Source organism: Nocardia bhagyanarayanae, from assembly GCF_006716565.1.
Classification (GTDB): Bacteria; Actinomycetota; Actinomycetes; order Mycobacteriales; family Mycobacteriaceae; genus Nocardia; species Nocardia bhagyanarayanae.
This window is the reverse complement of record NZ_VFPG01000001.1, coordinates 2,994,541-3,008,502: the sequence shown is the minus strand read 5'-3', so window position 1 is coordinate 3,008,502 and position 13,962 is coordinate 2,994,541. Positions and strand designations below refer to the sequence as shown.

Sequence of the window (13,962 nt, the reverse complement as noted above, 5' to 3'; positions counted from 1 at the left end):
CATCTTCCGCGCTCGGCCCTTACCTCTCAGGTAATCGACGGGGAGCACGAGCGGCGATACGTTCGGCGCACCGCTCACCACGCAGCGGCCCGCCGCGTCGAAGGGACCGATCATGTCCGCGTATGGCTTCGCCCACCTGCGCAGTCGCCGTCCACATCCGGAGATCTTGGAATACCTGGAACGCATCCAGGCCACCCTCGACCCGTTCGAGGGCCGGTTCGTGATCCACGGACCACCGGCAGAGGTGGTGGAAGGCGAGTGGCCCGGCAGCATGGTGCTGATCGAGTTCCCGGATCTGGCGCGGGCGCGGGCTTGGTACCACTCGCCCGAGTACCAGGCGATCTTGCGCCTGCGCGCCGATCACATCGACGGCGACCTGGTGCTCATCGAGGGCGTCGGGCCGGACTACGACCCTCGCGAACGGGCCGCGAAGCTGCGCGCCGAGTCCGCCGAGCGCTGAGCCGATTGTCGGCGGCCCGGCCCGGTCGGATACCGTTTACCAGGCAGAATGCAGCTCTTCGCGACAAAGGATGCGCCTGATGGACGACAGTTCCCTGGTCTGGGACGACGGTGCGCTGGTCACCATCGACCAGCGCGGGCTGCCGCACGAGGTGCGCGAGCTGCGCCTCGGCACGGTGGACGAGATCATCGAGGCCATCAAGACGCTCGCCATTCGTGGCGCGCCGGCGATCGGGATCGCGGGCGCGTTCGGCGTGGTCATCGCGACCGCCGCGCACACCGTCGACGGTGTGGTGGACGAGGCGCGGGTGCGTGCCGAGGCCGACCGCATCGCGGCCGCGCGACCGACCGCCGTGAATCTTGCCTGGGCCGTCGAACGGGTTCGCACCCGCATCCCGGCGGGCGCCGACGCGGTGCTCGCCGAAACCCTGGACATGCTCGCCGAAGACGGCCGCGTCAACCGGGCCGCCGCCACGCACGCCGCCGACCTGGTCCAGCGACTCTGCGCGGACCGCCCGCTGCGGGTGCTCACCCACTGCAACACCGGTCGCCTGGCGACCAGCGCGTTCGGCACCGCGATCGGCACGCTGCGGGTACTCGCCGAGCGCGGCGCGATCGAGAACGTGCTCGTCGACGAGACCCGGCCGCTGCTGCAGGGCGCGCGGCTGACGGCGTGGGAGCTGGCCGAGGCGGGCATTCCGCACCGGCTGACCATCGATTCGGCCGCCGCGTGGGCGATGGCCACCGGCCAGGTCGACTGCGTGCTGGTCGGCGCGGACCGGGTCACCGCCAACGGCGATGTGGCCAACAAGATCGGCACCTACGCCGTCGCCCTGGCCGCGCACCGGCACGGCATCCCGTTCATCGTGGTGGCGCCGGAATCGACGCGGGACCCCAACACCGCCACCGGCCGCGACATCGTCGTCGAGGAGCGGGCCGCGGCCGAGGTCACCGGATTCGGCGGCGTCGCAACGGCTCCCGCGGACACCGAAGTGTTCAACCCGGCCTTCGACGTGACGCCGGGCGAGCTGGTCACGGCGGTCGTCACCGAGAACGGCGTGGTGCACGGCACGAACAGTGCAGCGACACAGCCTGTTTCGGCCGCGCGCGCCGAACTCGCCGACATCGCGAAGGAACTCTACGGCCGCGGCTGGATGCCAGGCACGGCGGGCAATCTCTCGGTGCGCGACGGCGCGACCGCCGTGGTCACCGGCAGCGGGCTGTCGAAGGGCGAGCTGACCCCCGGGGACATGGTGACCGTGGCCGTCGAGGACTCCGCCCCGCTGCCGGGCCAGCGGCGTAAACCGTCCGCCGAGACCACCATTCACACCGCGGTGTATCGCACCACCGACGCCGGAGCCGTCGTGCACGTGCACTCGCCGTACGCGACCGCGCTGGCGACCGAGGCGGGCGCGGCCGAACGCGAAACCACCCTGCGCATCACCGATTTCGAACTCATCAAGGGCCTCGGTTCCGCCGACCCTTCGGCGATCGATATCCCGGTGTTCCCCAACTGGCGCGACGTCCCGCGCATCGGCGCCGACATCGAACGCTATCTCCGCGACAACCCCGCCGTCCCACCCGTGTTGTGCATCGCCGGGCACGGCATCACCACCTGGGGGGAGAATCTCTCCCGGGCGCGCGATCGCGCCGAATGCCTGGAGGCACTGTGCGAGCTGGTGATTCGCACCGGCCGCAGACACGCCTTCGCCACGCCCGCCGAGTCACTCGAGATTGGACTGACATGACCCTGCTCCAGGTGATGGCCGCCGACAACGCCGCCGACGTGCGGGTGCGGACCACCGACGACACCGTGATCGCCGCCGAACTCGCGGCGCACGGCATCGCGTTCGAGCGCTGGCCCGCGCTCGCGGAGGCCGCCGCGACCTCTTCCGAGGACTTGCTCGCCCACTACGCCGACCGGGTCGCCGAGCTGAACGCCTCCGGCCGCTACAAGCACATCGATATCGCGCGCATCCACCCCGACGACGCGAATCCCGAGTGGCCCGCCATCGCCAAGGGCGCACGGGAGAAGTTCCTGAACGAGCACCGGCACGCCGAGGACGAGGTGCGCTACTTCGCCGCCGGCCGCGGCTGCTTCTACCTGCACCTGGGCGACGAGGTCCTCGCGGTGGTCTGCGAGGGCGGCGATCTGCTCTCGGTCCCGGCGGGCACGCTGCACTGGTTCGACATGGGTACCCGCCCCGATTTCATCGCGATCCGCTTCTTCGAGGAGGAGGACGGCTGGGTCGGCGACTTCACCGGCGACCGGATCAGCGAGGGCTTCCCCACCCTCGACGAACTGCTCACCGCCTCGTGACCAGCGCGATCGTCCTCGACATCGAGGGCACCACGAGCCCGACCAGTTCCGTGCGCGAGGACCTGTACGGCTACACCAGGGACCGGCTGCCGCAGTGGCTCGCCGACAACGGCGCCGACGCGGCTGCGCCGGTCCTCGCGGGCACGAGAGAACTGGCCGGACGTCCGGACGCGGACACCGCCGAGGTGGCCGAGATCTTGCGCGGCTGGCTCGGCTCGGACGTCAAGGCCGAGCCGCTGAAGACCGCGCAGGGCTTGATCTGCCACGAGGGTTTCCGCAGCGGGGCGCTGCACGGCGAGTTCTTCCCCGATGTCGCGCCCGCCCTGGCGAACTGGAAGGCCGCCGGGCTGACGCTGTATGTGTACTCCTCGGGTTCGGTGCGCAACCAGCGCGATTGGTTCGACTTCGCGCGCGGCGGCGAGCTCGGCTCGCTGATCAGCGGGTACTTCGACCTGTCCACCGCGGGCCCGAAACGCGAGGCCGCGTCCTACGCCGAGATCGCCGGCGCGATCGGTGTGCCCGCGGCCGAGATCCTGTTCCTCTCGGACCACCCGGACGAACTCGACGCGGCCGTCGCGGCGGGCTGGTCGGCCGTCGGCGTGCACCGGCCCGGCGAACCCAATCCGCCACGGCCGCCGCACCGGTGGATCGGCTCTTTCGCCGAGATCGATCCCGCCTGAATTCCCGGATCGGGCCCTACCGCCCGAATCCGGATCGGCCTACCTTTGCTCCGCCGTGCGCCGAGTGTCAGGCCCCGGACGCGCGCACCTGCGGACGCACCGCGCCGATGCGGCCGTGCTGCACGGTCGCGAAGATCCGGCGCGCGTGCACCGCGACGGGACTGGTCGACCACGGCGCGAGCGCGGTGGTGAACATCAGCTCGCACCAGGACAGCGCGGGCACGTCACCCGCGGCAAGGGTGGCGATGAGCGACATCTCGGTGTCGTGTCCGGCCCACGCGGCGAGCAGCCAGCCCGCGTCCAGCCTGCCGAGGAACTCCTCGGCGTCCTCCGGCGGGCCGTGCGGGGTGTCCACCGCGAGATGCACGGTCGCGGCGATCGCGTGGCGCATCTTGGCATCGAGGCCGACGGCGTCGTGCAGCAACAGCGCCTCGAGCGCGGCGCGCAACTCCACGCCGAGGTCGACCGCCTGCTTCCCACCGATCGAACCGATGTCTCCTGCGTCGCGGATCATGGGCAACCCTTCCTCGATGTCGTTGTTCCTGTAGGTATCGACGGCGCGTAGATGTCTGCCGGGTGCCTGCTCCTGGGATTCGGCGTCGATCAAACTGACCAGCGCGCCCGGATTCCAGTCCAGGCCGCCGAAGACCTGGCACCAGTCCAGCGCCGGATTGTCTTCCGAGCAGATCAGGTCGAGCACGAGACCGGAGATGGACGCGGTGCAGGCCAGGGTGACGATGTCGATGTCCGGTTCGGTCACCGTGAGGTGCAGGGTGGCCTCGGCGTGGCCCGCGTCCGCGCGAGCCCGTCCGGCCAGCCACACCGCCCGGTTCGCGGCCGCCATCGCGCCCGCGCACCGATCGCCGTGCGGATGATCGGCGTCGCCGTCGAGAAACGGTCCGTACCACAGCGCGCGACCCTCGTCACCGCAAACCGCGAACGTTCCATTCGCGCAGTTCGCCGCGGCCGCCAGCGAGATATGCGGTACCAAACCGATGACATCGACCATGAGCACTCACTCCCGCAATGTTCACGCAATCCGTTGTCTTCCGAGATCGATGCACAGTCTCGCAAGTAATTGCCCAACCGCGCCGATAAACGGATCAAATACGTTTCCCGAACCGTTGTCCAGACGAAGTGGAACTTCTCGCGCACCCTGTGAGGTGCCCACACCGACCAGTGAAAGTACCGCCGAGCCGGTACCCGCAACGGGGTATGGCATATCTCCCGCAACGCATTTCGACAGCGTAGCCCGCACGGTAAGGTCCACCCATGGCTTTCGTCCGAACAGGCTCTCCCCCAGCGGTTTTCGCGCACGAGCGAGCGCGTCGCCACCCCGGCGGGCCGCTTTCTCGACGGGCCGACGGTCGCGCGCCGGGCGATACCGCGCGGTGCGTTTTCCACGAAACCCGCGCTGCCACTCTGTTTTACGCCGGACTACCCGCCTCGGGAGCCGTTGACCGCCGGGCGGCCCGCGAGGCCGGACCGCGCAAGGTGGCTGGGCGTGCGGATACCGAGGAAGAATTGAATCCGGCCGGGATGACTTCCCGAATCCACCCGGTACAGCTGCACGTCCAGGCTGAACGGCTTCCCCGTTTCGATATCCCGGAGCAGCATTTGCGGACTTTCCCGGCCGTATGCGGTTCCCCCGGCCGCCCACATCCGGCGGAATTCCGGATACCGGCCGAGTTCGGCGAGCAATTCGGTGGACCAGTCGGCGCTCGCGGACTGCCCGATGAGTCCGCGCAGCCAGTCCACGGTGAGCGCGGCCTCGCGCTCCCATTCGACCATCACCCGCTTGGACACCTCGTTGCCGAAGAACCACCGGAGGATGTTCACGTCCTCGACAAGGCCGGGGAAGACCGCGGCGTAGGCCTCGTTGCAGGACAGGACGTTCCACCTGGTGTCGAGATAACCCGCCGCGTTCGGCTCGTGCACCGCGAGGCCGTCGCGCATGTCCTGGGTGATCCCGGCGCGCAACTCGGCGACCGTCGGCGCCGAGGCGTGCGACAGCCCGGCCAGGTCGAACAGGTGTCTGCGCTCGGCGTCGGAGAGCGGCGCGATCCGGTGCAGGTAACCGACGAGCGCTTCGACCACCACTTTCGTCGGGTGGGCGCGGTCGCCGCCCTCCAGGTGCGTGATGTAGCTGGAACTCACCCCCGCTGCGAATGCCAGCTTTTCCCGGGAGACCCGCCGGTCGTCGCGGAACCTCCGCAACAACCCGCCGAAGGTCGGCGGTCGCAGGAGATCGCCCGGCCCGGCTTCGGTCGACTTGCGTGACACAGCTATTCGCTCCTATGAAACCGTAGATGTACCAACCAGTTGGCTACTTCCAAGTGACAGCTTTGCCGAACCTCTCGCGTTCGCAGCACCAAGATCGCGATGCTGTTGTGCACGGCTCCAATCGTGGACGATCCGAGCGGTTGCCCACAGCGGACGATATTAACTGATATACCTTCTTTATATTCCGCACCACGCATGTGTCATAGTTACATTTCAGCTATCTCACCTGGCGCGTAAACTCACCTGCGCCAGCGCCATTCACGACGCCGAGCACCTGCTCAGCGGGCCCGCGGTCGCTCGGCCGACTATTGGAATGCGCGCACGTACGGCGCAATATCCGACCGGTCGGTACCCATTTGTCGCGCCTGATGCCGCCCAAAAGAATTGGGCGAATCGATTCGAGAATGCCCGCCGGCTCGACGACGCGCCTCACCCCGCCGCGGCGACCACCGCACCGATTCGCTTCGCGCGTGTCTCCGGACGTTCGGCCGACTCGATCGCGCCGACGAGCTGACGGCGTCGCGAAGTCCTCGGACACCGCGACCGTCTCCGGTGCCGCGGCGCACGGTGACCGCGACGGTGTCGCCGGGGGTTCTGCCGAGCTGCTCGCGGATCGCCTTCGACATCTCGAGGCACGGGCGGCCCGCCCATCGAGACGATGGAGCCGGTGTGGGTGATTCACGCGCCGCCGCCAGGCACGGTCTCGGCCTCGAATCGCTGCGTACGCGCAGCCTGAACGCGCCACACCGGACGGCCGCCGACTTGCGGCAAACAAATGGCGAATCAGACGGGTCTGGACGAATCGGGGTTCGACATGGTAGCCACGTGGGCAGTGGGCGGCGCCACAATTCGGGCCCGGCAACCCCGCCGAGTTGTGTTAACGATTGTAAACCGCCCGAGAACCCCCGGTTTCGAAAGCTTCACCGGCAAGGCCCCGAAACGCCTGCCCGCTGCCGCATTTCGGCCGGTCAGCCCGCATCGGCCCAGGTCACGTGAATGTCACCGAAGGTCGATCGCAACCGTCCAGTGACCGGCACGTTGCCGCGACCTCACAACTCACCGATGGCCTCCGCGCGCTGTGAGAGAATCGTTTGGCCGCGCGTCTCCACCTCCTTACAGTCGGTGCAACAGCCCGATTTCACAGCTCGAAGGGGGCGTCGTGGTTAACTCACGCACTCATGTTTCGGCACCCTCCGATCAGGCGGGCCCGCTTTCCTCCGACGCCGGTGACGCATTACTCCGGCTGGGCAAATACTTTCAGCGCGGCGAGGTCTCCTCGGACCAGCGCAGCCTGCACAAAGTAGGCGGCCGCGGCGCCGACGATTTCTATCGCGACCGCTGGGCGCACGACAAAGTGGTGCGCTCCACGCACGGCGTGAACTGCACTGGCTCGTGCTCATGGAAGATCTACGTCAAGGACGGCGTGATCACCTGGGAGTCGCAGCAGACCGACTACCCCTCGGTCGGCTCGGACAAGCCCGAGTACGAACCGCGCGGCTGCCCGCGCGGCGCGTCGTTCTCCTGGTACACCTACTCGCCCGCACGGGTGCGCTACCCGTACGTGCGCGGCGCGCTGCTGGAGCTCTACCGCGAGGCCAAGACCCGGCTCAAGGATCCCGTGCTGGCCTGGGAATCCATCGTGGAGGACCCGGCGAAGGCCAAGCAGTACAAATCCGCCCGCGGCAAGGGCGGTTTCGTGCGCGCCGAGTGGTGGGAGGCCGCCGAGATCGCCGCCGCCGCGCACGTGCACACCATCAAGCGCTACGGGCCCGACCGGGTCGCGGGCTTCTCGCCCATTCCGGCCATGTCGATGGTCAGCCACGCCGTCGGGGCCCGGTTCATCTCGCTGCTCGGCGGGTCGATGCTGTCGTTCTACGACTGGTACGCCGACCTGCCCGTCGCCTCGCCGCAGGTGTTCGGCGACCAGACCGACGTGCCGGAATCGGCCGACTGGTTCGACGCGGGCTACCTGATCATGTGGGGCTCCAACGTGCCCGTCACCAGGACCCCGGACGCGCACTACATGACCGAGGCCCGCTACCGCGGCCAGAAGGTTGTCGTCGTCTCCCCCGACTACGCCGACAACACCAAGTTCGCCGACGAGTGGGTGCCCGCGCGGCCGGGAACCGATGCGGCGCTTGCCATGTCGATGGGACACGTGATCCTGAAGGAGTTCTTCCTCCAGCGCGACACCCCGCGGTTCCTCGACTACGTCAAGCGCTACACCGATCTGCCGTACCTGGTCTGCCTGGACGACCCGGAGGGCTGGGACGCCGAGGGCGTGTACCACCACGACGGCGCGCTGGCGGGCAAGTTCCTCACCGCCGCCGATCTCGGCGAGACCGCCGAGGGCGCGGAGCACAAGCCCGTACTGCTCGACGACGCGGGAAACCCGGTGGTGCCCAACGGTTCTCTCGGCCACCGCTTCACCGAGGGCGACGCGGGCAAGTGGAACCTCGACCTGGGCGGGGTCGACCCGCTGCTGAGTCTGTATGGCGCGCGGGACAACAAGCCCGTCGCGGTGCGGCTGCCGCGCTTCGACACCGACAAGGCGGGCGTGCTGCTGCGCGGCGTGCCGACAGTGACCGTCGCGGGCAAGCGCGTGACGACCGTGTTCGACCTGCTGCTCGCCCAGTACGGCGTCGGGCGCGACGGACTGCCCGGTGAATGGCCGACCGGCTACGACGACGCCTCCACCCCCTACACGCCCGCCTGGCAGGAGACCATCACCGGCGTCCCGGCCAAGCAGGCCGAGCGCATCGCGCGCGAATTCGCCGACAACGCCGACCGTTCCGGCGGTCGCTCGATGATCCTGATGGGCGCGGGCACCAACCACTGGTTCCACTCCGACCAGATCTACCGCGCCTTCTTCACCCTGACGCTGCTCACCGGCTGCCAGGGCGTGAACGGCGGCGGCTGGGCGCATTACGTCGGCCAGGAGAAGTGCCGTCCGGTGACCGGTTGGGCCACTTTGGCTTTCGGCCTGGACTGGCAGCGTCCGCCGCGCCAGATGCAGGGCACCGTGTTCTGGTACCTGACCAACGATCAGTGGCGCTACGACCCGTTCACCGCCGAGTCGTTCGCCTCGCCGCTCGGCAAGGGCGCGTTCGAGGGCCGCACGGCGGCCGACAACATCGCGCTGGCCAGCAGGCTCGGCTGGATGCCGAGCTACCCGACCTTCAACCGCAACCCGCTCGATCTCGTGGACGAGGCCGAGGCGGCGGGCACCACCCCCGCCGAACACGTGGTGGCCGGGCTGAAGTCGGAAGACCTGCGCTTCGCCTGCGAGGACCCCGACGCGCCGGAGAACTTCCCGCGCTGCCTGACCGTTTGGCGGGCCAACCTGCTGGGCTCCTCCGGCAAGGGCAACGAGTACTTCCACAAGCACCTGCTCGGCGCGGACTCCAACCTGCAGGCGGGCGAGGCGGCCGGGGTGCGACCGCAGGAGCTGGTCTGGCGCGACGAGGCGGCGACCGGAAAGCTGGATCTGCTGCTCTCCCTGGACTTCCGGATGACGAGCACCACGCTGTTCTCCGACATCGTGCTGCCAGCGGCCACCTGGTACGAGAAGCACGATCTCTCCTCCACCGACATGCACCCGTTCGTGCACGCGTTCTCCCCGGCCATCTCTCCGCCGTGGGAGGCCAAGACCGATTTCGAGGCGTTCCACCGGATCGCCCGCGGCTTCTCCTGGATGGCCGAGAAGCACCTCGGCAAGCGCAAGGACATCGTCGCGGTGCCGTTGCAGCACGACTCGGCGGATGCCATGGCGCAAGCGGGCGGCCGGGTGCTGGACTGGAAAGCCGGTGACTGCGAACCGATTCCAGGCAAGACCATGCCGAAGCTGGTGGTCGTCGAGCGCGACTACCCGAAGGTGGCCGAGAAGATGGCCGCGCTCGGACCGCTGGTCGACACCCTCGGCGTCACAACCAAGGGCGTGACCACCCACCCGAACGCCGAGGTGGAGTACCTGGCGGGCATGAACGGTACCGTGGTTTCCGGTGTGGCGCAGGGCCGTCCGTCGCTGGCCAAGGACACCCACGCGGCCGAGGCCATCCTGGCGCTGTCCGGTACCACCAATGGCCGCCTCGCCGTGGAAGGCTTCGAGGAGCTGGAGCGCCGCACCGGCACGAAGCTGGCCGACCTGGCCGCCGAGCACGAGGGCAAGCGAATCACCTTCGCCGACACCCAGGCTCGGCCCGTGCCGGTGATCACCTCGCCGGAGTGGTCCGGCAGCGAGACCGGCGGACGCAGGTACTCGCCGTTCACCATCAACACCGAACGGCTCAAGCCCTGGCACACCCTCACCGGACGCCAGCACTTCTACCTCGACCACGACTGGATGATCGAGCTCGGCGAGCAGCTGCCGATCTTCCGGCCGCCGTTGGACATGACCGCACTGTTCAGCGAGCCCGGCGTGGGTTCGGTGACCGAGAAGGGCGTGACCGTGCGGTATCTGACGCCGCACTCGAAGTGGTCGATCCACTCCGCCTACCAGGACAACCTGCACATGCTGACGCTCTCGCGCGGCGGTCAGTCGATCTGGATGTCGGACAAGGACGCCGCGAAGATCGGTGTGGCCGACAACGATTGGATCGAGGCGATCAACCGCAACGGCATCGTCGTCGCGCGCGCCATCGTCTCGCACCGCATGCCGGAAGGCACCGTGTTCATGTACCACGCGCAGGACCGCGCGGTGGATGTGCCGCGCATCGAGGGCACCCCCGAGGTGAACGACGCGCGCGGCAAGCGCGGCGGCATCCACAACGCGCTCACCCGGATCATGATCAAGCCCTCGCATCTTATCGGCGGGTACGCGCAGCAGTCCTTCGCGCTGAACTACCACGGCCCCACCGGAAATCAGCGCGACGAAGTGACGACTATTCGCAAGCGGTCGCAGAAGGTGGAGTACTGATATGCGTGTCATGGCACAGCTCGCCATGGTGATGAACCTGGACAAGTGCATCGGCTGCCACACCTGCAGCGTCACCTGCAAGCAGGCGTGGACCAACCGCGGCGGCACCGAGTACGTCTGGTTCAACAACGTGGAAACGCGTCCCGGACAGGGTTATCCGCGTCAGTACCAGGACCAGGAGAAGTGGAAGGGCGGCTGGACGCTCACCAAGCGCGGCAAGCTGACCCTGAAGTCCGGTTCGCGAATGAAGCGGCTGCTCAACATCTTCGCCAACCCGGACCTGCCCACCGTGTCGGACTACTACGACCCGTGGAGCTACGACTACGACAACCTGCTGTCCTCCCCCGCCATCGACACCACACCGGTCGCGCGGCCGAAATCGCTGATCACCGGCGAGGACACGAAGGTTACCTGGGGCGCGAACTGGGACGACGACCTCGGCTCCGGCCCCGAGCAGGTGGGCAAGGACCCGCTGCTGAACAAGCTCTCGGACAAGGTGAAACTGGAGTTCGAAGAGACCTTCATGTTCTACCTGCCGCGCATCTGCGAGCACTGCCTGAACCCGTCGTGCGCGGCGTCCTGCCCCTCCGGCGCGATCTACAAGCGCGCCGAGGACGGCATCGTGCTGGTCGACCAGGACAAGTGCCGCGGCTGGCGGCAGTGCATCACCGGCTGCCCCTACAAGAAGATCTACTTCAACCACAAGACGGGCAAGGCGGAGAAGTGCACCTTCTGCTACCCGCGCGTCGAGGTCGGCATGCCGACGGTGTGCTCGGAGACCTGCGTGGGGCGGCTGCGCTACATCGGCGTCATGCTCTACGACGCGGACAAGGTGCTCGAGGCGGCGTCGGTCACCGACACCAAGGACCTGTACCCCTCGCAGCTCGGCGTCTTCCTCAACCCGCACGACCCGCGGGTGGTCGCGGAGGCCGAGCGCGCCGGCATCTCGCCGGAATGGATTCAGGCGGCGCAGGATTCGCCCGTCTACAAGCTGATCGTCGACTACCAGATCGCGCTGCCGCTGCACCCGGAATACCGGACCATGCCGATGGTCTGGTACGTGCCGCCGCTCTCGCCGGTGGTGGACGTGCTCACCGAGACCGGGCACGACGGGGAGAACCACGCGAACCTGTTCGGCGCCATCGACGCGCTGCGCATTCCGGTGGAGTACCTGGCGGAGCTGTTCACCGCGGGTGAGCTCGGTCCGGTGCGCGCGTCGCTGCAAAGGCTGGCCGCCATGCGGTCTTTCATGCGGTCGGTGAACCTCGGTGAGGAGCCGGATCCCTCGATCGCGCCGTCGGTGCGGCTGGAGCCCGAGGAGATCGAGGCGCTCTACCGGCTGCTCGCCATCGCGAAGTACGAGCACCGCTACGTGATCCCGCAGGGCGCGACTTCGCAGGCGCACGAACTGGATTCGCTCGCGACCGGATGCAGTCTGGACACCGACGGCGGGCCCGGTATGACCGCGTTCGATCAGATGGTGGAGAAGTTCCATCTGACCGACACCAACGGCGCCGCGCCGGAGGAGAAGTCGAACCGGATCAATCTGCTCAATTGGGACGGGAAGAGCACCAAGGGTTTGATTCCGTCCAGCAATGGAGCCGGGACCAACGGCGCTGAATCCAACGGCGCTGGGTCCGAGAAAGCTGCGCAGAACGGCTCGGCCAACGGCACCGAGCCCAATGGCGCAGAGGCGAACGGCAGCAACGGCGCTGCCGCGGTAGGGGCCGCTAACGGCAGCAACGGCGCTGCCGGGAGCGGTTCGTCCACCGGGGACGTGACCGCGGCATCGAGCGGGGCCGCCAGATGAGTTTGCTGAAGCTGCGCCGGCGGCCCGAGCCCGCCGTGCGGATGGCGGAGCGCGACCGCCGCCTGGTGTGGCGGCTCGCCGCGCTGCTGCTGGACTACCCCGGCCGTGACCTGCTGGCCATGCTGGACGAATTGTCCGGTGCCGCAGAACAATTGCCGGACGAGGTGCGCCCGCAGCTGGCCGGTCTGCTGACCCACCTGCGCACGACACCGCCGATCGATCTGGCCGCGGACTACGTCGCGACCTTCGACATGCGGCGGCGCGCCAGCCTGCACCTGACGTTCTACGCCTACGGCGACACCCGCAAGCGGGGCATGGCGCTGCTGCGTTTCAAGCACGCCTACCGGCACGCCGGGGTGGAACTGGGCGATCAGGAACTGCCCGACCATCTGCCCGTGCTGCTCGAATTCGCCGCGACGGTGGACCCGATCGGCGGCGAGCGACTGCTCGGCGAGCACCTGCCGGTCATCGAGCTGCTGCGACTCTCGCTGTCCGACAGTGGTTCTCCCTACACGGGTGCGCTGGCCGCGGTGGTGGCCACGCTGCCGCCGCTCACCACGGCCGATCGGCGGCGCATCGCCGAGCTCGCGGCCGAAGGTCCGCCGGAGGAAGAGGTCGGCCTGGAGCCCTTCGCCATGGACCCCACGATGTTCGCTCAATCGGAAGGCCGTCGATGAACGCCGTCCCGCACCTGCCCGTCGAGTTGTGGCTGATCCTGCCGTACGTCGCGTTCACCTCGTTCGTGCTCGGCCACATCTGGCGCTACCGCAACGATCAGTTCGGCTGGACCACCCGCTCCTCGCAGATCTACGAGAGCAGGCTGCTTCGGCTGGGCAGCCCGCTGTTCCACTTCGGCATGCTCGGGGTGTTCTTCGGGCATGTGCTCGGCGTGCTGATTCCGGAATCGTGGACCGCGGCGGTCGGCATCAGTGATCACACCTATCACCTGATCGCCGTCGGCGCCGGTTCGGTGGCCGGGCTCTCCGTGCTGGCCGGTGTCGGCATTTTGCTGTACCGCCGGTTCACGGTGCCCGCGGTGCGCAAAGCGACCACCGCCAACGACAAGCTGATGTACGCCCTGCTCACCGCCGCGCTGGTGACCGGCCTGACCAACACCTGGGGCGCCAACCTGCTGTTCGGCACCTACAACTACCGCGAGACCGTCTCCCCCTGGTTCCGCAGCCTGTTCACCCTGAACCCGCAACCGGAGCTGATGGTCGACACCCCGTGGCCGTTCCAGCTGCACGGGCTGGTCGTCCTCGTCCTGGTCGCCCTGTGGCCCTACACCCGCCTGGTCCACATGTTCAGCGCCCCCATCGGCTACCTCACCCGCCCCTACATCGTCTACCGCCACAAACAACCCAACGCCACCGACTCCCGCCGCTACGCCCGCGCCTGGGACGCCCCGGTCACCCCGGAACGCTGGCGCTGAACCCCCTCGCCCCCACCGACTCTCGGTGGGGGCGAGTTCGTTCGATGCGGTGAGTCCTCCGCT

The 13,962-nt window shown here is 68.3% G+C and carries 11 protein-coding genes; 8 read left to right on the top strand and 3 right to left on the bottom strand.

The features are described 5' to 3' along the window. Window positions 1–112: 112 nt before the first annotated feature. From FB390_RS12815 to mtnC, 4 genes are all read left to right on the top strand, one after another. A complete protein-coding gene (locus FB390_RS12815) occupies window positions 113–460 on the top strand; it encodes a DUF1330 domain-containing protein (protein ID WP_141809155.1) in 348 nt (115 codons plus the stop codon). Between the two features lie 79 nt (window positions 461–539). After that, window positions 540–2,207, top strand: a complete 1,668-nt coding sequence (gene mtnA / locus FB390_RS12810) for an S-methyl-5-thioribose-1-phosphate isomerase (RefSeq protein ID WP_141809154.1) — start codon at window positions 540–542, stop codon at window positions 2,205–2,207. Next, on the top strand, window positions 2,204–2,779 hold the full coding sequence (locus tag FB390_RS12805) for a 1,2-dihydroxy-3-keto-5-methylthiopentene dioxygenase (protein ID WP_141809153.1): 576 nt from the start codon (window positions 2,204–2,206) through the stop codon (window positions 2,777–2,779). Before mtnA ends, FB390_RS12805 begins: the two co-directional genes overlap by 4 nt. Beyond that, entirely contained in the window at window positions 2,776–3,459 is a 684-nt protein-coding gene (gene mtnC, locus FB390_RS12800) for an acireductone synthase (protein ID WP_141809152.1), read from the top strand. The genes FB390_RS12805 and mtnC overlap by 4 nt, the downstream gene beginning before the upstream one ends. Window positions 3,460–3,526: 67 nt before the next feature. Here the strand turns inward: mtnC and FB390_RS12795 are convergent, their stop codons facing one another. From FB390_RS12795 to FB390_RS34845, 3 genes are all read right to left on the bottom strand, one after another. Beyond that, the gene (locus FB390_RS12795) at window positions 3,527–4,468 is read right to left on the bottom strand and encodes a hypothetical protein (protein WP_141809151.1); all 942 of its coding nucleotides are present in this window, start codon (window positions 4,466–4,468) and stop codon (window positions 3,527–3,529) included. A gap of 428 nt (window positions 4,469–4,896) precedes the next feature. Next, on the bottom strand, window positions 4,897–5,742 hold the full coding sequence (locus tag FB390_RS12790) for a helix-turn-helix transcriptional regulator (RefSeq protein WP_141809150.1): 846 nt from the start codon (window positions 5,740–5,742) through the stop codon (window positions 4,897–4,899). A 429-nt stretch (window positions 5,743–6,171) separates the two neighbouring features. Next, window positions 6,172–6,393, bottom strand: coding sequence for a YdeI/OmpD-associated family protein (locus tag FB390_RS34845; RefSeq protein ID WP_141809149.1), 222 nt, complete (start codon window positions 6,391–6,393; stop codon window positions 6,172–6,174). Between the two features lie 508 nt (window positions 6,394–6,901). Between FB390_RS34845 and FB390_RS12780 the strand changes: the two genes are divergently transcribed. From FB390_RS12780 to narI, 4 genes are read left to right on the top strand one after another with little or no spacing between them, the layout of a single operon-like run. Beyond that, window positions 6,902–10,657 (top strand): nitrate reductase subunit alpha, encoded by a 3,756-nt coding sequence (locus FB390_RS12780; RefSeq protein WP_141809148.1) that lies wholly within the window; start codon window positions 6,902–6,904, stop codon window positions 10,655–10,657. Between the two features lie 10 nt (window positions 10,658–10,667). Further along, window positions 10,668–12,467, top strand: a complete 1,800-nt coding sequence (gene narH, locus FB390_RS12775) for a nitrate reductase subunit beta (RefSeq protein WP_246124283.1) — start codon at window positions 10,668–10,670, stop codon at window positions 12,465–12,467. Then, the gene (narJ, locus tag FB390_RS12770; RefSeq protein WP_141809146.1) at window positions 12,464–13,144 is read left to right on the top strand and encodes a nitrate reductase molybdenum cofactor assembly chaperone; all 681 of its coding nucleotides are present in this window, start codon (window positions 12,464–12,466) and stop codon (window positions 13,142–13,144) included. The genes narH and narJ overlap by 4 nt, the downstream gene beginning before the upstream one ends. Further along, the gene (narI, locus tag FB390_RS12765) at window positions 13,141–13,899 is read left to right on the top strand and encodes a respiratory nitrate reductase subunit gamma (RefSeq protein WP_141809145.1); all 759 of its coding nucleotides are present in this window, start codon (window positions 13,141–13,143) and stop codon (window positions 13,897–13,899) included. The genes narJ and narI overlap by 4 nt, the downstream gene beginning before the upstream one ends. Window positions 13,900–13,962 lie beyond the last annotated feature (63 nt).